The 19,933-nt window shown below is 67.4% G+C and carries 18 protein-coding genes, 1 tRNA gene and 1 pseudogene; 7 read left to right on the top strand and 13 right to left on the bottom strand.

Features of this window, described 5'->3' with window-relative positions; all coding sequences use genetic code 11:
* The 11 genes and pseudogenes from G524_RS0104760 to G524_RS0104710 form a co-directional block, all read right to left on the bottom strand.
* On the bottom strand, positions 1–705 hold a 705-nt coding region (locus tag G524_RS0104760; protein ID WP_211219284.1), incomplete at its 3' end, for a phage terminase large subunit family protein.
* Positions 650–1,261 (bottom strand): hypothetical protein, encoded by a 612-nt coding sequence (locus tag G524_RS0104755; protein WP_027442684.1) that lies wholly within the window; start codon positions 1,259–1,261, stop codon positions 650–652. The genes G524_RS0104760 and G524_RS0104755, both read right to left, overlap by 56 nt.
* On the bottom strand, positions 1,258–1,518 hold the full coding sequence (locus G524_RS14990; RefSeq protein ID WP_051220904.1) for a DUF7220 family protein: 261 nt from the start codon (positions 1,516–1,518) through the stop codon (positions 1,258–1,260). The genes G524_RS0104755 and G524_RS14990 overlap by 4 nt, the downstream gene beginning before the upstream one ends.
* A complete protein-coding gene (locus G524_RS17175; RefSeq protein WP_027442683.1) occupies positions 1,515–1,997 on the bottom strand; it encodes a hypothetical protein in 483 nt (160 codons plus the stop codon). Before G524_RS17175 ends, G524_RS14990 begins: the two co-directional genes overlap by 4 nt.
* Before the next feature lie 202 nt (positions 1,998–2,199).
* Positions 2,200–2,709 (bottom strand): annotated as a pseudogene (locus G524_RS17405) (DNA cytosine methyltransferase); the annotation flags it as partial.
* A 1-nt stretch (position 2,710) separates the two neighbouring features.
* Positions 2,711–4,087: a site-specific DNA-methyltransferase gene (locus G524_RS0104735; protein ID WP_027442681.1), complete on the bottom strand. Its 1,377-nt coding sequence runs from the start codon at positions 4,085–4,087 to the stop codon at positions 2,711–2,713.
* Between the two features lie 568 nt (positions 4,088–4,655).
* Positions 4,656–5,036: a DUF6362 family protein gene (locus G524_RS0104730; RefSeq protein WP_027442680.1), complete on the bottom strand. Its 381-nt coding sequence runs from the start codon at positions 5,034–5,036 to the stop codon at positions 4,656–4,658.
* Positions 5,029–5,238 carry a hypothetical protein gene (locus tag G524_RS0104725; RefSeq protein ID WP_245561290.1) on the bottom strand — a complete coding sequence of 70 codons (210 nt, stop codon included), beginning with the start codon at positions 5,236–5,238 and terminating at the stop codon, positions 5,029–5,031. Before G524_RS0104725 ends, G524_RS0104730 begins: the two co-directional genes overlap by 8 nt.
* On the bottom strand, positions 5,235–5,762 hold the full coding sequence (locus G524_RS0104720) for a hypothetical protein (RefSeq protein ID WP_027442678.1): 528 nt from the start codon (positions 5,760–5,762) through the stop codon (positions 5,235–5,237). Before G524_RS0104720 ends, G524_RS0104725 begins: the two co-directional genes overlap by 4 nt.
* A complete protein-coding gene (locus tag G524_RS14985) occupies positions 5,759–9,250 on the bottom strand; it encodes a toprim domain-containing protein (protein WP_027442677.1) in 3,492 nt (1,163 codons plus the stop codon). Before G524_RS14985 ends, G524_RS0104720 begins: the two co-directional genes overlap by 4 nt.
* A 490-nt stretch (positions 9,251–9,740) precedes the next feature.
* Complete coding sequence (locus tag G524_RS0104710; RefSeq protein ID WP_027442676.1) at positions 9,741–10,451, bottom strand: hypothetical protein; 711 nt, start codon at positions 10,449–10,451, stop codon at positions 9,741–9,743.
* 388 nt (positions 10,452–10,839) lie between these two features.
* On the opposite strand from G524_RS0104710, the gene G524_RS0104705 reads away from it, so the two are divergent.
* The 6 genes from G524_RS0104705 to G524_RS0104685 all read left to right on the top strand — a co-directional run bounded on the left by G524_RS0104705 (position 10,840) and on the right by G524_RS0104685 (position 15,672).
* Positions 10,840–11,295 carry a DUF2924 domain-containing protein gene (locus G524_RS0104705; RefSeq protein WP_027442675.1) on the top strand — a complete coding sequence of 152 codons (456 nt, stop codon included), beginning with the start codon at positions 10,840–10,842 and terminating at the stop codon, positions 11,293–11,295.
* The gene (locus G524_RS0104700; protein ID WP_027442674.1) at positions 11,292–12,617 is read left to right on the top strand and encodes a recombinase family protein; all 1,326 of its coding nucleotides are present in this window, start codon (positions 11,292–11,294) and stop codon (positions 12,615–12,617) included. Before G524_RS0104705 ends, G524_RS0104700 begins: the two co-directional genes overlap by 4 nt.
* A complete protein-coding gene (locus G524_RS0104695) occupies positions 12,614–13,000 on the top strand; it encodes a hypothetical protein (RefSeq protein ID WP_027442673.1) in 387 nt (128 codons plus the stop codon). The genes G524_RS0104700 and G524_RS0104695 overlap by 4 nt, the downstream gene beginning before the upstream one ends.
* An 84-nt stretch (positions 13,001–13,084) precedes the next feature.
* Positions 13,085–13,528, top strand: a complete 444-nt coding sequence (locus G524_RS16520) for a very short patch repair endonuclease (RefSeq protein WP_084625049.1) — start codon at positions 13,085–13,087, stop codon at positions 13,526–13,528.
* A gap of 34 nt (positions 13,529–13,562) precedes the next feature.
* Positions 13,563–14,891 carry a DNA cytosine methyltransferase gene (locus G524_RS0104690; protein ID WP_027442672.1) on the top strand — a complete coding sequence of 443 codons (1,329 nt, stop codon included), beginning with the start codon at positions 13,563–13,565 and terminating at the stop codon, positions 14,889–14,891.
* Entirely contained in the window at positions 14,884–15,672 is a 789-nt protein-coding gene (locus G524_RS0104685) for a hypothetical protein (RefSeq protein ID WP_027442671.1), read from the top strand. The genes G524_RS0104690 and G524_RS0104685 overlap by 8 nt, the downstream gene beginning before the upstream one ends.
* Before the next feature lie 354 nt (positions 15,673–16,026).
* Here the strand turns inward: G524_RS0104685 and G524_RS0104680 are convergent.
* Positions 16,027–16,117: transfer RNA gene (locus G524_RS0104680), tRNA-Ser, on the bottom strand.
* Positions 16,118–16,383: 266 nt separating this feature from the next.
* Here G524_RS0104680 and G524_RS0104675 point away from each other — a divergent pair.
* Complete coding sequence (locus G524_RS0104675; RefSeq protein WP_027442670.1) at positions 16,384–17,469, top strand: peptidylprolyl isomerase; 1,086 nt, start codon at positions 16,384–16,386, stop codon at positions 17,467–17,469.
* Between the two features lie 353 nt (positions 17,470–17,822).
* Here G524_RS0104675 and G524_RS0104670 read toward each other — a convergent pair whose 3' ends face one another.
* A complete protein-coding gene (locus tag G524_RS0104670) occupies positions 17,823–19,913 on the bottom strand; it encodes a RelA/SpoT family protein (protein WP_027442669.1) in 2,091 nt (696 codons plus the stop codon).
* Between the last annotated feature and the right edge of the window lie 20 nt (positions 19,914–19,933).

Below are 19,933 nucleotides of genomic sequence, written 5' to 3'. Positions count from 1 at the left end.
CGAGACCAGCAGCACCTTGCGCCGGTGGGCGAAGGTGAGCGAGCGCGCCTCGGCGAGGCTCACCGGATCGCCCTCCTCGTCGGCCGAGGCCGGATAGGCGTCGATCTCGTCGAGGAAGATGTAGCGCGCCGGCATCGAGCGCAGGCCCACGGCCGAGTTCGCGCCCGTCATGATCAGGATGCCGCCCGCGAACTCCTTCGACAGCATGGTGTTGCCGGCATCGCGGGACCGGGCAGGCTTCACCCGCTCCCGCAGCGCCGGGCTTTCGGCGATCAGCGGATCGATGCGCTGGCGCGAATGGCGCTTGGCCAGCTCCACCGTGGGCTGAACCGCGAGCATCGGCCCCGGCGCCTGGTGGATGACATAGCCGATCCAGTTGTTGCCGGCCTCGGTCGCGCCCACCTGCGCGGCCTTCATGAACACTACCCGCTGCACCGGATCGTGCGGACCGAGCCGGTCCATGATCTCGCGCATGTAGGGCGTTCTCGCCGTGCGATAGCGCCCCGGCTCGGCCGAGGCGCGCGCGGCGAGCATCCGGTGGCGATCGGCCCAGGCGGAGACCGCGAGCAGCGGATCGGGCGCGAGACCGCGTGCCCAGGCGCGCAGGATGTCAGCCGCGCCGGCGAAGGCCTCGCCCGCCGCGCGCGCCTCAGGTGAGGTCGGGGGCCCGTGGGGCGGCAAGCTCCTCGAGGTGGCTGCGGACATGGTCCTCCAGGATTTTCTGCATCGCCGCCACCTCCACGTTCACCTCCTCGCTGCACGCGGCCGAGAGCTCGGCCGCCATCAGCGCCGCCACCCGCGCCGGCCAGGTGATCCACGCCTCGCGCTCCTCGCGCGCCAGACGGAAGACCAGCGCCTCGGCCCGGGCGCGCTCAACCAGCTCGCCCTTCAGCTTCTGCAGCCGGATGCGCCGCTCCTGGGCTTTCAGCACCTCGTTGGCGGTGCGCGCCTGGAGGAAGGTCATTCCACTGTTCGCCGGCGGCGCGGCCAGCCCCTGCTCGCGCAGGGTCTCGCCCACGGCGGCGACGGCGGCCTCGGGCACGGGCCTGACGCGCTCTGCCGGGCCGCGGCGGGATCTGGCCGGATCGGTGGCCTCGGCGCGGCGCACATCGGAAGCGGCGGCATCGATCGAGCCGTCGGGATGCAGCACCAGCCGCCCGGCGGCGCGCGCCTTCTGCACCGCGCCGCGCGAGATCCCGGCATGCGCCGCATATTGCCGCTCGCTCATGCCCATGGGTGCGGGAGTTCCGTTGGCAGTCATGTCACCGACCGATCAGGCCTTGCCGATCCTTGCCCCAGCGCCTGGCGCTCCCGCAGCTGCTCGAACAGCCGCCGCAGCGCATAGGAGCGCGCAAGGCTCACCAGCGTGAACATGGCGCCGATCATCAGGTTCTGCGCCAGCGTCGCATACAGGCCGAAGATCGGAAAGATCAGGACCTGCGTGACGACCGCGACGCCGTAGCCGACGGCGACGTTGGCAAGGGACTCGACCAGCGACATGAGGCGGGATTGCTTCATGCCTCTGCCTCATCCATCGCCCAGCAGTTCAGCCGCCAGAGTTCGCAGCGCATGCGCTGCAACCAGCGGGACCACGCCATTGCCACAGAGCCGAAGCCGGTCCACCCGGTGGGCCAGCCCATCAGCGCCTCGACGAACAGCGGGTTCAAGGTCCGGGGCGATGGCGAGATATCGCGCCCAGCCATCGACGTCACCAGGACCTGGCGGCCAAGCAGGCCGTTCACCGGTGTGTTCGCCAATGTCGTCGCCCCATCCTTGTGATCCCGCGCCGTCGGCGTCATCCACATCCCCGCCGCATGGGTCAGGTCGGCACTCCTGCGGTTGCCCGCGCTCGGCTTGCAGCCGTCGTTCGCCATCGGCGTCGGCCAATCCCGCGCCATCCGGTCCAGACCCTTCTCGTCCTTCCTTTCCCCACCTCGGCTGCGAAAGCTGTCGGTCTGCGGCGTCGGCCACAACGCGGCCGTCGTCGCGAGGTTCATGCCGTGCTGCCCCGCTGCCTGCGAGGGCGTCGGCTTCGTCTGCCGGTTTTCGTTGGCGCTGGCGCGGGGCGTCGGCCAGAGCCGCAGCAGTTCCGTCCGGTTCCCGCCACTCGACCGGGTTCCAGAGCAGGCGCGCGGGGTCGGCCAGCTCGTCCCCCTCGCGAATGGCGAGGATGAACAGACGCTCGCGTTTGTGGGGAGCGCCGACTTCCGCCGCTGTGAAGAGGCCCGCCGCAAGGCGGTAGCCCATGCCGACCAGTCCTGCGGCGACTTCGGGGAAACCGAGGCGGAGATGATGGGCGACATTTTCGAGGAAGACGAAGGGCGGCTCGACCTCGCCGATGATACGGGCGACATGAGGCCAGAGGTGGCGTGGGTCGTCGGCACCCCGGCGCTTGCCCGCGACGGAGAACGGCTGGCACGGATAGCCCGCAGTGACGATGTCCACCGCGCCGCGCCACGGGCGGCCGTCGAAGGTGCCAACATCGTCCCAGACAACAGCCTGATCCAGGGACGCGTCTTCCATCCGCGCCACGAGAGTGGCTGCGGCGTAGGTTTCCCGTTCGACATGGCCCACAGCACGATATCCGGGGATGGCGATGGCGAGCCCAAGGTCGAGACCGCCTGCGCCGGAGCAGAGGGAGAGGCCGAACAGGCACGCATCTCCCGCTCCGGAATCGTCTCCGGAGGAAGGTAAAGCCAAGTCATGCATGTCACGCGGCGGTCTTGCGCTTTCGCGCGGGTTCAGGGGCGGTGTCCATGTCCGGCGTATCGGCCATGGGTTCCGTGCCGTCGCCCAACCGCTCGGCTTTCACCTCGGCAAAGGTCCGCCCGTTGCCCTCGAGGATCGCCTCGCGGCCCGTGGCGGCCTGCCAGCGTTCGATCGCGACATCGACATAGGCCGGGCTGATCTCCATCGCGAAGACACGCCGGCCGTTGGCCTCACCGGCCATGATCTGAGTGCCCGAGCCGCAGAACGGCTCGTAGCACAGCCCGCCGCGCTCGACGTGCTGGCGCATCGGGATGGCGAAGGCATCCACCGGCTTGGGCGTCGGATGATCGGGGCGCTCCTCGCCGGCAGGCACGGCCATCTCCCAGGTCGAGGGCAGCGTCTCCTCGGCGACCTTCGGCGGACGGTGCGGGCGGCGCCAGCCCATGAAGCAGGGCTCGTGCTTCCACAGATAATGCGAGCGGGTGAGCACGCCGCGGTCCTTCACCCAGATGATCTGCTGATGGACGAAGGCGCCGGCCTTCTCCCAGCAGGCTTCCAGCATCGCCTGGCGGCGGGACGCGTGCCAGCAATACCACGCGGCATCCTCGGTGATCGCCTCGGCAATGGCCGCGGCGATGAAGCCGTCGTAGAGTTCCGCGCCCTGCGAACTGTCGTCCCAGGTCACCCCATAGGACTGCGACCAGTCCTTGTTCCGCGTCGGGTGGTTCGCGCCGTCGTAGTCCACGAGATAGGGCGGGTCGGTGGCAAAGAGCACGGCGCGCTCGCCGTTCATCAGGCGGCGGACGTCCTCATGGTTGGTGCTGTCGCCGCAGAGCAGACGGTGGTGCCCGAGGATCCACAAATCGCCCCTGCGTGAGGCCGGGTTGCGCGGCGGCTCGGGGATGGTCACCGGCGGAAACGAGCCGCCAGCCCCGCCGTCTTCATCGTCTGCGTCCGGGTCGAGCGCGAGGAGCTTGTCGAGTTCGCCGTCGGAGAAGCCGACCAGCGACAGATCGAAGTCCTCGGCCAGCAGTCCCTGCAGCTCGGCGGAGAGCAACGCCTCGTCCCAGCTTCCGAGTTCCGTCAGCTTGTTGTCCGCGATGCGGTAGGCCCGGCGCTGCGCGGGCGTGAGATGCCCGAGCACGATCACCGGCGCCTCCTTCAGCCCGAGCTGGCTCGCCGCCAGAACGCGGCCGTGGCCCGCGATCAGCTCCCCGTCCTCGGCCACGAGGCAGGGCACGGTCCAGCCGAACTCGGCCATGCTGGCGGCGATCTTCGCCACCTGCTCGGCCCCATGCTGCTTCGCGTTCCCGGCATAGGGCTTGAGGCGCGCGAGCGGCCACGTCTCGATCCGGTCGGGTGCAAAGGCAAGGGTCATGGATAAGAGGAACCGATGAGGGGTCAGGAACGCGGGAGCGGCGGCACCGGCGCTGGTGGCCGCTGATTGGCCAGGCTGGCTCAGCGGCCGAAGCCTCGACGCGCATGCAGCCGATGGGCAGCTTGCTCGATTGGGCGAACGGGAGAGTGGATCCTGCGGTGGATTCCACGGTGGATCGCCTGTGGACTCCGGGTGGATTCTGCAGGCCAGCAGGAAGCCACCCGGAAGCCAGCCCGGGCCTTCGGCTATCCAACGGAAATCACGCGGTTTTCTTGTGTCATTCGGCAGGCGGTGGCTTCCGTCTGGCAGGGGTGGCTTCCCAAAAAATCGGCCTGTGCCAAGCGATACGCCGCGCCTCGCCCGCCAGCATACGATTTCGGCCAGGGAGGAACCGGAAACTGCCGTGGGCTGGACCCCGGCCGGACCCTCGCTGGATACCGGGGTCCAGAAGGCCCCATTCAACGCAAAGGGGAGAGCGGGCTTTCCTGCGCACTCTCCCCATCTTGCCTTCAGAATAGCATGGATCTGTTGCAGATGTCGAAGGAAAAAGTGTTGCAACAAATTGGAGTCACTGCGCATTCAGCCGCGCAGCGATCTTCGTCAGCGCCAGCTGCCAGCGCCGCCATGCGGTCGTGCGGTCGCAGCCCAGCTCGCCGCTGATCTGCTTCCACGGCACACGGGCCGCGCGGGACCAGACCAGCTTGCGCTCCGCCTCCTCGATCCAGAGCACCCAGTCGAAGGTCTGCTCGAGCCGGGTGATGGCGGCGGCCGAGGGCCAGACCCGCATCGGCTGCGGCTCCATCGCCTCGATCTCGCGGCTCGTCCGCACGATGTCGGGCCAGGTGCTGAAGTAGCCCTGCGCCTTCACCGGCGGCAGCTTGCGCAGGGTGCGGAACGCCTCCTCGAAATGATCGGCAACGCAGTCGGCGGTCCATTCGCGATCAGCCATGGCGCGCCTCCCTGTCGGACGGGCGCGGGCCATAGAGCTTCTCGCCCAGCTGTCGGACAAGCTCACGCTCGGGCCATGTGAGGCGGTCATCGTCGATTGCCACTGCCAGCACGCCCTGCTCCATCCAGCCGTCGCGCTTCACGCGGTCCGGATCGCGCCGCTCGCCGCCATAGCCTTTCGGCATGAACCCCATCCCGGTCATGCGCGCCCCTCCTGCCGCTCTCTTTCCATGGCCGCGCGGGCTCGCTGGGCACGGCGACGATCGCGGTCGTTGTCGAGGTCGATCCGGCTGAGGCCAGTCTCGCGATCGACATGGCTGCCTTCGCCGTGGCGCGCCCAGGCGATCAGGGTGTTGGCGATCCTGCCCTGCATCTGCAGCAGGGCACTCTGCGTCGAGGTGGCAATCAGAGGGGCGAGGTATCTCGTCAGGAACGGCAGCCAGTCGGTCGGGTTCAGGATGACGACCTGCTCGACGAGGCCAAGGGGGTCCTCAATCAGGACAAGGATGCCGTTCCTCTCGCTCGGCCAGAAGCGGATTTCGAGGCCGGTGCTGGCCGTGCAGTCCTCCGTCAACAGCGTGTATTCGCAATCGAGAACACGCTCGAGGGCGCAATGCCAATCGATGCGTTCCGTCTGGCTGAGGCTTTGGGCCTCGTGATACCAATCGGGAAGATCCACATCGTGGAAGCGCCCGGCGTCGTAGACACGCATCGTGTCGAACATCATGCGTCTATCTCCTCTGTGGGTTCGGGGTGAACGGATGGCCTTGGAGCGTCGGGCTTCGCGGCCTCCAGCCGGATGGACAGCACATCGAGCGCGGCCCGGCGCGCGGCGAGCACGGCCTGCATGCTGGCGGTCAGGCGGGATGCGAGGGTGTCGAGGTGCGCGGCCTCGGCGGGATCCGGCACGCTGGCGTCGGCGCCTGCCACGTGCCGCATCTCGAAGCCGGCGAGCGGCCCGAGCCGGTTGGTGAGCCAGGCTTCCGGGTCGGGGATGCGGTAGAGATCGACGCGGGCGGTGCGGGCACGATGGCCGGGACCTTCCGGGCGGTAGGTCACCTCCACGGAGGAGTGTGACATTTGGCTATTATAGAGATCCCTATAATAGCAGTTTGTCACACTCCTCGACCGATCCTGCCGGGCTGCGGCAGCAGAGGACCAGAGCTCCGGGAAGCAGGCCGCCATGTCTGTGGCGTTTTCGAGCACGATGCCGGTCAGCGCCATCAGGTCACGACGGGTCGGCCGGAGCTCTGACCATGGTACCAGCGCTTCGACGGTGACGGGCAGGACCACGTCCGTGAGCAGGTCGATCTCGAGCGGTGTGGCGGCGGTGCGATTGACGCCGCGCCCGCGGCCCATGGCCTGGATCAGCTCGCCCTCGCAGATGCTCCAGCGCACGGCCTCGGCTATGGGGTCGGCGTGTTCCTCCGTTGCGAGCGGCGCGGTCCGGTCATCTGCGAGCCGGACACGGCGTTCCACCATCGGATACCACCAGCCCGCGTCTTCCTGGTTCGGCGCGGGCATCCGTCCGGTCAGCGCCGTGGCGATCAGTTCCACCGTGCGCGGCGCGGGCAGCGTGCGGCCCAGCACAACCATGCCGCCGATCCCGCCCCAGCGGTCGAGTCCACTCAGCGCGTTGAAATGCACCGCCTCGACCCGCGACGGCAGGCCGGCCGACCGGAGCGCGTCGATGGCGGCCTTCTGGCCCACCACGAGCAGATCGATGGCCTCGCCGGGGCGATGGCACTGCCGGGCGCGGAGGTCGATCCAGGCGCGCAGGTCGCGCAGCCGGGTCGCGGCAGCCTTGTGGTCCCGATCGGGCGCGTCGGCCGAGGGCGTCAGGGCACGGGCCGAGGTCGGGCTGCCGGTCACCTGGCGGACGCGGACATGGGGCTGGCGCGCGGCGACGGGCGCGCCGATGTCGATCCTTGGCTGGTAGGTCCGGACGAGTTCAGGGCGCAGCGTCGCATCGAGATGCAGGATCGGCGCCTGGGCCGCCCAGCCAGTCCGCATGCGGCTGCGCCAGCGCAGGCGCAGGGCGCGGACGGAACCGGCCTCGGTCATCCCGTGCACGAGTTCCGCGCCAGCCGCGTCGTGGCCATTCTCCAGCGCCTCGGCGAGGATCAGCCAGAGCGTGGCGCAACGCCCGGGCGGCGCCCATGGTTCGCCCGCGGGCGGCAGCACCGCCTCGATGCGCTTGCGCCGCTCGACCGGCGACATGCCGGGGCGGAGGCCTGCGTCGCGCATCCGGCGGCGTTCCAGCGTGGCGGCCTGGCGGCAGTCGTCCGGGGTGAGACCGACGGCCTCCAGCAGGCCGAGGCGCAGAGGACCGGGTTCGGTGACCCGCAGCGCCTTGCAGAGCCGCTCCCGCGCGGCGATCAGGTCGGCCGTGGCGCCGACATCCATCTTGCCCTTGCCGGTGTAGCAGGTGAGCGAGGTGCGGCCGGGCTCAAGCCCGTCCTGTGTCAGCGTGGCCTTGCCATCGAGACCGCGCAGCCCGGACTGCCAGAAGCCCTCGTCGATGACGAGAAGGCCGACTTCACCGATGGCCTGCGGCTTCATGTGGAAGAGGCTGTCATGGGCGCAGACGATGACCTGCGCCGCCTGCGCCAGCGGCTTCTGGCGCTGGTAGCCGCAGTCGTGGAACCAGGGGCAGAGAAGCAGTTCCGTCCCGTTCTTGACCTTGCAGCAGCTCTGCTCGACCGGATGCTCGATCTCGAGCGCGTCGAAAGTCGCCTCGGGGTCGAGGCACATGAGTTGGTCGGGGTTGTCGTCGCTGGGATCGGGCGCGGTGCGGCCCTTCCAGAGCATGGCGTTGAGGCCCAACGCCCCGAAGGCCGAGACCTGCTCGGCGCCGAGATCGTGGCGCGGGACAGCGTAGACGACCTTGCGCTTGCCGATCCCGCCCGCGGCGATCAGTTCAGCGATGGCAGCGCGCGCGCTCGAGGTCTTGCCGAGGCCGACGTCGACCGGCAGGCCGAGGAGCGGCGGCAGCGCCGCCCGTGCCACGATGTTGAAATCCAGCGGATCGCGGTCCGTGTCGGGGTTCTTCGCCTCCTCCTGCGCAGCCTCGACAGCGGCCCAGTAGCCCGGGATCGCAGCCATGAAATCGGCGATCGCCTTGGCAAGGCTGGCGCGGGCCTCGTCTGGCGTTAGGACCGGCGCCGGGTAGGTCGGCGGTGGTGGCGGGATCCGGGCCGCTCCGGCGACAAGTACCGCGATGGCGGCTGAGCCCTCGGCGCAGAACAGGTCGTTGGCGTCGCCGGAGCTGTCCGGCACGGCCAGACGGCCGTCGACCGCGAGCGCCACCTTCCGCGCCGCCTCGACGCCGGGATTGGTGTCGCGGTCGGGCTTCTTGTCGTTGTCGGCGACGAGGACGAGATCGGCCTCGGGGAACCGGGCCCGCAGCGCCTCGGCCACTGGCATCAGGTTACCCGCGTCCATCGCCGCGATCACGGTATGACCCGTGGCGATGTGCAGGCTCGCGCCGGTGGCCCAGCCCTCGCAGATCAGGAGCGGGCCGCCAGGCTCCGGGAGCGGTCCCGGCTCCGCGCCCACTACCGCGAAATGGCCCTTCTTCGCCCCGCCGGCGAGGAAACGCTTCGCGCCATCCGGCGCGATGAACTCCACGCTGTGGATCCGGCCGTCGATGTCCTGCAGCGGCACGACGAGCCGGCGGCCCGCGTCCATGCGCAGGGCGAGAGGCGCGGCCTGCTTGGCGACGAGATAGGGATGCTCGTCCGGGGCGGGACGCGCGCTTTCCCAGATCCGGGTGGCCCGCACGGCAGCTTCGTCCGCCTGGTTTGGCGCGGGCGCGGCAGCGTCATCGGGGCACGTCTCCGCCGGTGCCGTGGTCGATGCCGTTGGCGGCTCGCCCGGATAGTTGGCGGGCGTTGCGCTTCGTTTCGACCGCTGGCGAGCCGGTCGGGGCAGCGCCGCCATGCCGATCCGGTCGGCAATCCAGTCAGTGGCATCATCGCGCGCCATGCCGAGGTCGCGGCCGACGAGGTCCGGGAACCAGCCGCCACGGCCTTCCTCGTGGTCGAACCACATGCCCGCCCGCGCGCCGCCGACGACGACCGAGAGGCTGCCTTTCCGGCCCCAGCGCCATTCCTGCCCTGCGCGGGAAGTCGGCTTGCCCAGAAGCTCCACCGCCAGCTCCGGCACGCACGCCCGCAACTCGGCATCGAAGGCCCGCCAGTCCCGCCCGCTCATCGCCGCCCCCGCCGATCGGGCGCGTCCTGACCGATCGGCCGGAGGGCCGCAGCGGCATGGTGCAGGAGGTTGCGGAGACGGGCGGACACGGGGGCTGCGGAACCGGATGAGGGGCGTTGTCAGCCCCGGTTCTGCCGGTCTTCCGGCCACCCTCGCGACGTCGGAACCGGTCCGCCCGGCCGCAGACCATCGCGCCGGAAAGGGGTGACCCCTTCCGGCAAGGCATTGACATCACCTCAGATCATGGGTGGACCCCAAGGGGTCAAATGACCGGTCCGGAGCGCTCTTGGCAGCCGTTCCCGATCAGCGGGGTAACCCCGCATCCGCGCGAACGGGGTGAACGGTTCACCCCTTCATCGAGACGCACAGCGTCCGGGGGCCGCCTCTTTACCAGGCGTATTGAGGGCAAGGCTAACGGGACGGACCCAAGTCAGCCGCAGTCATAATCGCGTTGTCCTCGTCAACGCGTTTGCCGGCGCCCTCGCCGATCCTATCCGGTCTGGCGCAGATCGGGCCCCAGCACCCGCTTGGCACCACCGCGCTGCGCCGAGGGCAACCGGATCAGCGTGGCCATGGCATCTGCCAGCTTGTTCGACACCGGCTCGCCCTCGATCTGCTGTTCGAGGAACCAGTCGACGAGGCAGTCCTTCTTGCCCTGGTTCTCGGGCGTGATTCCGAACTTCGCAATCGCCGTCTGCATCAGCTCGAGATAGGGCGTCGTGTAGGGCACCGTGTCGGTGCCGGTCGCGGGACGGACCGCGGTCACGTGGTCCGGCCAGATCGCCTTCACGAGGAACCGCGCCACGCGGATATCGATGAATTCCCAATCTCGCGCTGTCAGCCGCCCGAACGAATACGTTCCCTCGCGCCACTGCTCCGGGCGGATGCTGGTGTGGTAACCAGAATGCAGACCGAAGCCGCTGCTGCTGCCGCCGTTGCCCCAGCCATGCGTCCGCTCCTCGGTGTAACGCCCCTGCGCCAGAAGATCGCCGTCCCGCAGCGCGACGAGCAACTCGGTCTCCGCCTCCGCCTTCCAGCCCGCCGTGGGATCCTGCGGCGCGTTCCAGGTCTGGTATGCCGGCGCTGGCTTCGGCGGCAGCTTGGCCACTTCCACCGCGCGCCGGGCGACCGTCACCGTCTGCACATGGGCCAGCGCCTCTGCAAAACTCCATTGCGTGCGATCGAGCGTCTGCAGCGACATGTGGGGCCTCGTGAATCGATTGGGAACAGTTCGAACATAATGGGAACGCCCTGACCCCTCAACCCACCAAGGTGTTGCAACACCGAAGGGGTTCACCCTTTCCGGCCGGGCACGGGGTGACCCAATCCGAGGTCGCAGGTCGCAGCGCAATACTGCACCGATGGATCAGGATGTTCGATCCCGGTCCCATTCGCCGCCCCAGCCCGCTCGCCCCTTCGGCGATGACGTCCGCCGAGCGTCGCGCCGAGTTGTGCGCCTTTCTCGCTCTGGGGCTGGTCAGGCTGCATCAGCGCGATCGAGGCGAGCCTTCTGACGATACCGGAGAACTTCGCCTACACTATCCGGCAGGCCCATGCCGTCATGCAACTTCCGACTCGAGGGAGACCACATGACCAGCAAGGATCCCATCCCCGCGCGCCTCGCCGCGCTCAAGACCACGCCGACGCCTGACCTGAAAAAGCAGTGGCGCGACCTTTTCGACGGCGAGCCGCCGCCGTTCAACCGCCGCTATCTCGAAAGCCGCATCGCCTACCGCATCCAGGAACTGGCCTATGGCGGGCTGAAGCCGGAGACGATCCGGCGCCTTGAGCGGCTGGGCGAGGAACTGGACGGCGGCGACAGGACGAAGCGCGGCATCCGCGCCGATCGCGACCGCCCCATCACCGGGACGCGCCTCCTACGCGAGTGGCAGGGCGTCGAGCAAGTGGTCACCGTCACCGCCGACGGTTTTGAGTGGCAAGGGCGACCCTACAAGTCGCTGTCCGCCATCGCGCGCGCCATCACCGGCACACGTTGGAACGGCTGGGTGTTCTTCGGGCTCAAGAACCACAGGGGGCGGACATGACGAAGCCGCCTGAAAAATCGAAGCTCGTCCGCAAGCTGCGGTGTGCCGTCTACACGCGCAAATCCTCCGAAGAAGGGCTGGAGCAGGAGTTCAACAGCCTGCATGCCCAGCGAGAGGCCTGCGAGGCGTACATCGCTAGTCAGCGGTCGGAAGGCTGGGTGCTGGTCCGCGATCAGTATGACGACGGCGGCATCTCGGGCGGCACGCTGGAACGGCCCGGCCTGAAGCGGCTGCTGGAGGACATCGAGGACGGGCTGGTCGACGTGGTCGTCGTCTACAAGATCGACCGCCTCAGCCGCTCGCTCGCCGACTTCGCCAAGCTGGTCGAGGTGTTCGACCGGAACGGCGTGACGTTCGTCTCGGTCACACAGTCGTTCAACACCACCACCTCCATGGGGCGGCTGACGCTGAACATATTGCTCAGCTTCGCTCAGTTCGAGCGCGAGGTAACGGCCGAGCGGATTCGCGACAAGGTCGCCGCCAGTCGGAAGAAGGGCATGTGGATGGGCGGGGTGCCGCCCTACGGCTACCGCGTCGAGAACCGGAAGCTGGTCGTGGACGACGAGCACGCCGAGCATGTCCGCTGGATCTTCGCCCGCTTCCTCGAGATCGGGTCGGGCACGGAACTGGCGCGGGAGGTCGCGAAGCGCGGCATCCGCACGCCACGCGGCAACCGGATCGACAAGAAGTACCTCTACCGGATGCTGAACAACCGCGCCTACATCGGCGAGGCCGTCCACAAGGGTGACAGCTATCCCGGCGAGCACGACGCGATCATCGACCGCGAGACGTGGGACAAGGTTCACGCCATCCTGCAGGAAAGCCCCCGCAAGCGCGCCGCCCGCACCCGCGCGGAGACGCCGGCGCTCCTGAAGGGGCTGCTGTTCGGGCCGGACGGTGCAGCGTTCTCGCCGACGCACACCCGCAAGGGCAACAAGCTCTACCGCTACTACGTCAGCCAGACGGTCCTGAAGCACGGCGCAGGATCTTGCCCGGTCGGTCGCGTGCCGGCGGGTGAAATCGAGGCCGCCGTCATCGACCAGCTGCGCGCCGTGTTTCGCCAGCCCGAGATCGTTGCGGGGACATGGAAGGCGGCGCGTGCCCACGACGACGACATCACCGAGGCTGATGCCCGCGCGGCCCTGCAGCAATTGGACCCACTGTGGGACGAGCTGTTCCCCGCCGAGCAGGCACGGATTGTCGCACTGCTGGTCGAACGCGTCGACATCGGCACGGATGGGCTGAATGTCCGCCTGCGCGTCGATGGCCTTGGCGGCCTCGCGCGCGAGATGCTGGCTGGCGGCATTGGGAAAGCCGCATGACCCGCGGGGTTCCCATCCCCGACACGGTGATGCTCCATGTCCCGTTCCGCATCGTCCGGCGCGGCGGGCGGAAGGCAATCGCACTCCCCGACGGCGCGTCCGCGCCCCGCCGCCCCGACGATGCTCTGGTCAAAGCCCTTGCGCGCGCCTTCCGCTGGAAGCGCATGCTCGAATCGGGCGAGTTCGCCACCATCGCCGAACTGGCCGAGCGAGAAGGCATCGCTCCCTCCTACATGACGCGCGTTCTGCGGCTGACGTTGCTCGCGCCGGACATCATCGAGGCGATCCTGGACGGAAGGCAGGGGCCGGATGTGACCTTGGCCCGGCTTATGGACGGGTTCCCGGAGGAGTGGGACAGGCAGCAAGATAGCATCGGGGGCTGAGGCGGGTTGGCGCCCGGAGCAGTCTGGACTCCTGCCGCTTGTTCCTGCAAAGTTCTTCATATCGGCGCGAGTTCGGAGGAGGCCATGGCGGACAGACTGAGCGTCGAAGCACGCTCGCGACTCATGTCCAAAGTCGGCGGGAAGAACACTGCGCCGGAACGCGCGGTCCGCAGGGCGGCGCATGCTGCCGGCCTGCGATTCAGGCTACACCGTCGCGATTTGCCGGGCACGCCCGATATCGTCTTTCCGAAGCATCGCGCCGCCGTCTTCGTGCACGGCTGTTTCTGGCACGGTCACGGCTGCGCCAAAGGGCGTCTACCCAAGTCGCGCACGGAGTATTGGGTGCCTAAAATCGCAGCGAACCGGGAAAGGGACGCAGCCAAGCGTGCGGCACTCGAAGCGGCAGGTTGGCGCGTCCTGACAGTCTGGCAGTGCGAGATCGGGCGCGCCGAGGACGTCGTCGCGCGGCTCGAAGCGTTCCTGCGCGGGAAAGAATCCGATCGACAACCGGACCAGGCCTCTGTATAAACACCCTGAAAGAGCTCGAGGAGACGGATTTGGCATGAGACCGATCGGAGTAGACTTGTTCGCCGGCGCCGGAGGAATGAGCCTGGGATTCGAACAGGCAGGATTCGACGTCGCGGCGGCGGTCGAGATCGATCCGGTTCATTGCGCCGTCCATAAATTCAATTTCCCGCGCACTGCCATTGTCCCGAAATCGGTCGAGGGCTTGTCGGGCAGAGAAATCCGCATTGCGGCGGGAATCGGCAATCGTCCCGTCGATTGCGTTTTCGGCGGCGCGCCCTGTCAGGGGTTTTCGCTGATCGGACATCGCGTGCTCGACGATCCGCGCAATCGGCTGGTTCTGGAATTCGTGCGGATCGTCTCGGAACTCGATGCGCGGACGTTCGTATTCGAGAACGTCAAGGGACTTACCGTCGGCTCGCACAAGGAATTCCTTCACGAACTGGTCGCGGCTTTCGGCGAAAAGGGCTATTCGGTTCGCCTTCCCTGGAAAGTGCTGAATGCCGGCGACTTCGGCACGCCGCAGTCTCGGGAAAGGCTGATCCTGTTCGGCGCCAAGAAGGGGCACGCCTTGCCCGACTATCCGGGCGAAACGACCCGAATTCCGGGTCGCAAGAACGGCCGCGAACTACCGTCGGGTCCGACCTGTGCGGACGCGCTGGACGATTTGCCGGATGCGGAGGCGTTCGAAGATTTGCTGCACGGGGACGCCGTTGCGACCTCCGCCTTCGGCAGTCCTTCCCCCTTTGCGGCGGAAATGCGATGCATGACGAACGATGCTTGGCATTTCGCCCACCCACGGCTCTGGGATCCCGGTCGGCTGACGTCGAGCGCGCGGACCGAACACACCGAAATCTCCCGCCGCCGGTTCTCGGAAACGGAAGGCGGCCGGGTCGAACCGATCAGCCGCCTGTTCAAGCTGCCCGCCGGCGGTGTTTCGAACACGCTGCGGGCAGGAACCGACGGGGCGCGGGGAGCCTTCACCAGCCCGCGACCGATACATCATCGGCTGAACCGGTGCGTAACCGTGCGGGAAATGGCCAGGCTACACGGCTTCCCCGATTGGTTCCGCTTCAACGCCACCAAGTGGCACGGCGCCCGGCAGATCGGCAACGCCGTCCCGCCGCCGCTCGCCCGCGCGGTGGCGTCGCAGGTTATCGCTGCCCTCGGGGTCGAGCCGCAGCGGCCGACCGAGGCGATCCCGCTCGGCGACGAGGCGCTGCTGTACATGGATGTCGGCACGGCTGCGGCGCATTTCGGCGTCGCTCCGCCGAAGTCCGGTCGCGACCGCAAGAGCGGCGCCAGAAAGCGCAAGCAGGCCGAGATAGAGGCGGAACTCGTTGCATTGCGGGCGGCCAATGGCTGAGAAATCGAACCGCTATCAGGCGTTGATCTCGAAGATTTTCTTCGACCGCTACGCGCAGGGGGCAACGGCCTTCGAGTTCGAGCGCGAGGCGCTGGAAAGCAGCGCGTCCGAACTCGGCATCCGGTTGCCGAAAAACCTCGGCGACGTGATCTATTCCTTCCGGTTCCGCACCGCGCTGCCGGACGACATCCTCGCGACGCAACCCGCCGGGATGGAATGGATCATCGAAGGCGCCGGCAAGGCCGCCTATCGCTTCAAGCTCGTCCGCATCAATCGCATCCTGCCGCGGCCCGACTTGGTCCGGATCGCCATCCCGGATGCGACGCCGGAACTGATCCGGGCCTATGCGCTGGACGACGAACAGGCGCTGCTCGCCATCGTCCGCTACAACCGGCTGATCGACACCTTTCTGGGGCTGACCACCTACAGCTTGCAGAACCACCTGCGCACCACGGTGAAGGGGATCGGCCAGATCGAAATCGACGAGCTTTACATCGGGCTCGACAAGCGGGGCAGCCATTACGTGATCCCGGTCCAGGCCAAGGGCGGGAAGGACCAGATCGGCATCGTCCAGACGACGCAGGACATCCGCTTCGTCGAGCAGCGCTTCCCGGGCTTGCGCTGTCGCGCGATCGCTGCGCAGTTCATGGAGGATCAGGTCGTCGCGATGTTCGAACTGGCGCTCGACGGCGACGAAGTGAAAGTCGTCGAGGAACGTCACTACCGCCTGGTCCCTGCCGGCGACCTCGACAAGGAGGCGATCCGCAGCTATCGCGATTGACAACGGCAGAGGTGCTCCGCTCCCCGGCGAAATTGCGGCTCCTTGAGCGTTATGCGTGCAAAGCCCGCCAGCCTCCCGAGCTGGCGAAGGTTCGATTTCCGCTCCATCTCGGCCAGATGCCCCTGTCGTCGTAGTCAACAGCTTTGCGCCGCCGAATATCACATTATTTCAATGCGTTGAGCGAACTGAACCTTCTTAGGGCCAGTCAACAGGTCCGGAGAATATCTGCCCCGAGAGACCGCTTCCGGGCCTCCTAGCACCGGAGTCGGTCAACAGCCACTCCCGCATAACCCTCTAATACAACGAAAAAATCCGGCCGCGGCCGGATCGGGAGAACACTTTCGCGAGGGCAAGTGGCGGAGCAGGAGGGATTCGAACCCTCGATACGGTTTTGCCGTATACACACTTTCCAGGCGTGCGCCTTCGACCACTCGGCCACTGCTCCGCAGCCCCCCTTGCGCTACCGCTTCGCTGCTTGAGCGCGCGGAGGATCGCCGTTCGAGGCAAGAGCGGGCCACTAGCGGCGAAAGCGCGCTTCCGCAAGGCGGCTCGGTTTGGCCGCGCATCGGAATCGTGGTAAGAGAACGGCGTGGCCAGCGCTGCGCGGATTCGGCATTCCCTGCGAACGCTGCCTCGAGAACCCCTTTCCGCGATCCTTTGCACGTGGAAAGGGGTTTTTGATTGGGGGTTGAGTGTGTCACAACCCCTTCCATGAAAACCGCATTCCTCGCCGCGTCGGCGGCACTCGCGCTCACCCTGCCCCTCGCCGCGCAGGAAGCGGCGAAGCCCGCTGCACCCGCCCCCTCGCAAATCGTCGCCGCCGCGCCTCGGTCGGACTGGGTGGCGATCCCGGCGGAAGACCTGCTGGTGATGACCCTCGCGCCCGATGCCGAGGGACGCCCACGCACCGTGGTGATCCAACTGATGCCCGCCCCCTTTTCCCAAGGCTGGGTGCACAACATCCGCCTGCTCGCGCGCGCCAAGTGGTATGACGGCATCGGCGTGAACCGGGTGCAGGACAATTACGTCGCCCAATGGGGCGATCCCAATTACGACAATCCCGAAGCGCGCGGCGCGCCGAAGCCGCTGCCTGAGGGGCTGAAGGTGATGCTTGAGGCAGACTACGAAGTCACATCGGCCAGCCCCGGATTTGCCGCGATCCGCGACCGCCTGATCGAAACGGCCCGCGCGCGCGCACGGGTGCGGGCGGCCAATCAGAAGGCGGATGAGGCCGATGCAAAAGGATCCGCCTCGGCGCCGATGCTCAAGGTCAGGCTGCAGGAGCCTCCGCTCGTCCTGCTGCAAAAGGATGCCTATGCCAGCGCAGCAACCTTCGCGCAGGGCTGGCCGATCGGTCTTGCGCGCGATACCCTGTGGCCCGTCCATTGCTACGGTATGGTCGGTGTTGGCCGGAACTATTCGCCCGACACCGGATCGGGGGCGGAGCTTTATACCGTGATCGGCCATGCGCCGCGGCATCTTGATCGCAATATCGCCCTTGTCGGCCGGGTGATCGAGGGGATGGAGCACCTCTCCTCGCTCCCCCGCGGCTCCGGCGCGCTGGGGTTCTACACCGCTGCGGAAGCCCATAAGCGCACGCCGATCCTGAGCGTGAGGGTGGCGAGCGATCTGCCCGCCGCCGCGCAGCCGAAGTTCGAATATCTCTCGACCGAGAGCAAGACCTTCGCGGCCTATGCCGAGGCCATCGCCAACCGCCGCGATCCCTTCTTCATCGTGCCTGCGGGCGGGGCGGATATCTGCAACATCCGCGTGCCGGTGCGGCGGGTGGCGCGGTAAGGGCTCACGCAGAGACCGCGGAGAGGTTCACGCGGCTTTGCCGCGGATTGGTTCTCGCAGAGGCGCAGAGAAGAGGAGGGAAGACGCAGAGAGGTTGGGCCTGCCGCGATAGCGGCATTCCTGTTGAATGCGAAGACGCGAAGATGGGGGGCTGCTGCGCCTCTTGCAGAACCTCGTCGCGCCTTTGCGTGACATGAACGCTGGCCGCGCCGCAAGCGCGACATCGCTGCGCCTCTCCTGCCTCTGCGATCTCTGCGTGAAACCCGCGGCGCAGCCATGTAACTTTGGTGGCGAATATGGCGTGACCAGGCCAAAACCACCCCTGCCCGTTCCACAGGCGAGAGGGCAGACGCCTACTGCCGCTCGGCCTGGGCCACCGCGTCGCTCGCCCGCAGGGCCGAGATGATGCGGTTGAGGTGGGCTGCATCCTCGACCTCGACCTCGATGTCGTAGGTGACGAAAGGATGTTCGATCTGGGCCTGCGTCAAGGTGATGATGTTGGCCTTGTTCTGGGCGAAGATGCCCGCCATCTCGGCAAGGGTGCCGAGGCGATCATAGATCGTCACCGACAATTGCCCCACCGCGCCCACCGAGCGGTTGCCCCAGGCAAGATCGATCCAGTCGCTGTCCACCCCGCTTGCCAGTTCAAGGCAATTGATCGCGTGCACCAGCACCGGCTCGCCCTTGCGGCGGATGCCGACGATGCGGTCGCCCGGCACCGGGTGGCAGCAGGGGGCAAGTTCGAAGGCCACCCCGGGGGTCAGCCCGCGGATCGAGATCGCGCGCTCGCGCCTCGTCCAGTCCGCTTCGGCCTCGGCCCCGGCGGTGCAGCCCGGCACCAGCGCCTCCATCACCTCGCGGTCGGTGATCTTGGCCGCGCCGATCGCATACATGAGATCATCGGGCTCCTCCATCCCGAGCCGCCCGAGCGCCGCGCGGATCGCCTTCTTGCCGATGCGCGCGGGCACGCGCGCGGCGATTTCGTCGAACAGCTTGGCCCCGATCGCGGCGACCTCGGCGCGCTCCTTCATCCGCACCGCCCGGCGGATCGCCGCGCGCGCCTTGCCGGTGACGACAAAGCCCAGCCACGACAATTGCGGGCTGGCGTGGGGGTTCTTGATGATCTCGACCACATCGCCATTGGCCAACGGGGTGCGCAGCGGCACGTGGCGCCCGTTGATCTTCACCCCTGCGGTCTGGAGGCCGAGATTGGTGTGCACCGCAAAGGCAAAGTCCACTGCGGTCGCCCCCTTGGGCAGCTGGAACAGCGCGCCCTTAGGGGTGAAGGCGAAGATGCGATCCTGGTAGATCGCCATGCGGGTGTGCTCGAGCAGTTCCTCGGCATCGTGGCTGGCATCGACGATCTCGATGAGGTCGCGCAGCCAGCCGACCTGGCCATCGGGCCTGTCACCCTGCTTGTAGGCCCAGTGCGCGGCAAGGCCGAACTCGTTGATGCGGTGCATTTCGCGGGTGCGGATCTGCACTTCGACGCGCATCGAGTTTTCATACATCAGCGCGGTGTGCAATGAGCGGTAGCCGTTCGATTTCGGCGTCGAGATATAGTCCTTGAACTTGCCCGGCAGGAATTGCCAGGTGGTGTGCAGGATGCCGAGCGCACGGTAGCAATCCTCCTCGGTCTCGGTGATCACCCGGAAGGCCATGATGTCGGTCACCTGCTCGAAGCTGACATGGCGTTCGGCCATCTTGCGCCAGATCGAATAGGGGTGCTTCTCGCGGCCCGAGACCTCGACCTTGAGCCCGGCCTCGGCAAGGCGCTGCTTGATCTTGAGCGCAATCGCATCGACCTGCCCGCCATCCTGCGAGCGCAATTGCTCGAGCCGGCCGGTGATGGTGGCATAGGCCTCAGGCTCAAGCTCGCGAAAGGCCAGCGCCTGCATCTCGCGCATGTATTCATACATCCCCACCCGCTCGGCCAGCGGGGCGTAGATATCCATCGTCTCGCGGGCGATGCGCTGGCGCTTCTCGGGCGACTTGATGAAGTGCAGGGTGCGCATGTTGTGGAGGCGATCAGCAAGCTTGACCAGCAGCACGCGGATATCTTCCGACATCGCCAGCAGGAACTTGCGCAGGTTTTCCGCCGCGCGCTCGGTCTCGGCCATGGTCTCGATCTTGGAGAGCTTGGTCACGCCATCGACCAGGCGGGCGACCTCGGGGCCGAAATGGGCCTCGATATCCTCGATCGTGGCAAGCGTGTCCTCAACCGTGTCGTGCAGCAGCGCGGTGATGATGGTGGCCTGATCGAGCTTGAGATCGGTCATCAACCCGGCGACTTCGATCGGGTGGCTGAAATAGGGATCACCGCTGGCGCGCTTCTGGCTGCCGTGCTTCTGCACGGTGTAGACATAGGCACGGTTGAGCATCGCCTCGTCGGCGTTGGGGTCGTAATCGAGGACCTTCTCGACGAGTTCGTACTGGCGCAGCATCGCAGGCGAATATGTGCGGG

The sequence above is a fragment of the Erythrobacter cryptus DSM 12079 genome, assembly GCF_000422985.1.
Taxonomy (GTDB): Bacteria; Pseudomonadota; Alphaproteobacteria; order Sphingomonadales; family Sphingomonadaceae; genus Erythrobacter; species Erythrobacter cryptus.
The sequence above is the reverse complement of the archived record's forward strand: the minus strand, read 5'-3'. Positions and strand labels throughout refer to the sequence as shown.

Coding starts and splice junctions, on each gene's coding strand:
- G524_RS0104755 (WP_027442684.1), bottom strand. CDS start 1,261: ATGACTGCCAACGGAACTCCCGCACCCATGGGCATGAGCGAGCGGCAA.
- G524_RS14990 (WP_051220904.1), bottom strand. CDS start 1,518: ATGAAGCAATCCCGCCTCATGTCGCTGGTCGAGTCCCTTGCCAACGTC.
- G524_RS17175 (WP_027442683.1), bottom strand. CDS start 1,997: ATGAACCTCGCGACGACGGCCGCGTTGTGGCCGACGCCGCAGACCGAC.
- G524_RS0104735 (WP_027442681.1), bottom strand. CDS start 4,087: ATGACCCTTGCCTTTGCACCCGACCGGATCGAGACGTGGCCGCTCGCG.
- G524_RS0104730 (WP_027442680.1), bottom strand. CDS start 5,036: ATGGCTGATCGCGAATGGACCGCCGACTGCGTTGCCGATCATTTCGAG.
- G524_RS0104725 (WP_245561290.1), bottom strand. CDS start 5,238: ATGACCGGGATGGGGTTCATGCCGAAAGGCTATGGCGGCGAGCGGCGC.
- G524_RS0104720 (WP_027442678.1), bottom strand. CDS start 5,762: ATGATGTTCGACACGATGCGTGTCTACGACGCCGGGCGCTTCCACGAT.
- G524_RS14985 (WP_027442677.1), bottom strand. CDS start 9,250: ATGAGCGGGCGGGACTGGCGGGCCTTCGATGCCGAGTTGCGGGCGTGC.
- G524_RS0104710 (WP_027442676.1), bottom strand. CDS start 10,451: ATGTCGCTGCAGACGCTCGATCGCACGCAATGGAGTTTTGCAGAGGCG.
- G524_RS0104705 (WP_027442675.1), top strand. CDS start 10,840: ATGACCAGCAAGGATCCCATCCCCGCGCGCCTCGCCGCGCTCAAGACC.
- G524_RS0104700 (WP_027442674.1), top strand. CDS start 11,292: ATGACGAAGCCGCCTGAAAAATCGAAGCTCGTCCGCAAGCTGCGGTGT.
- G524_RS0104695 (WP_027442673.1), top strand. CDS start 12,614: ATGACCCGCGGGGTTCCCATCCCCGACACGGTGATGCTCCATGTCCCG.
- G524_RS16520 (WP_084625049.1), top strand. CDS start 13,085: ATGGCGGACAGACTGAGCGTCGAAGCACGCTCGCGACTCATGTCCAAA.
- G524_RS0104690 (WP_027442672.1), top strand. CDS start 13,563: ATGAGACCGATCGGAGTAGACTTGTTCGCCGGCGCCGGAGGAATGAGC.
- G524_RS0104685 (WP_027442671.1), top strand. CDS start 14,884: ATGGCTGAGAAATCGAACCGCTATCAGGCGTTGATCTCGAAGATTTTC.
- G524_RS0104675 (WP_027442670.1), top strand. CDS start 16,384: ATGAAAACCGCATTCCTCGCCGCGTCGGCGGCACTCGCGCTCACCCTG.
- G524_RS0104670 (WP_027442669.1), bottom strand. CDS start 19,913: ATGCTGCGCCAGTACGAACTCGTCGAGAAGGTCCTCGATTACGACCCC.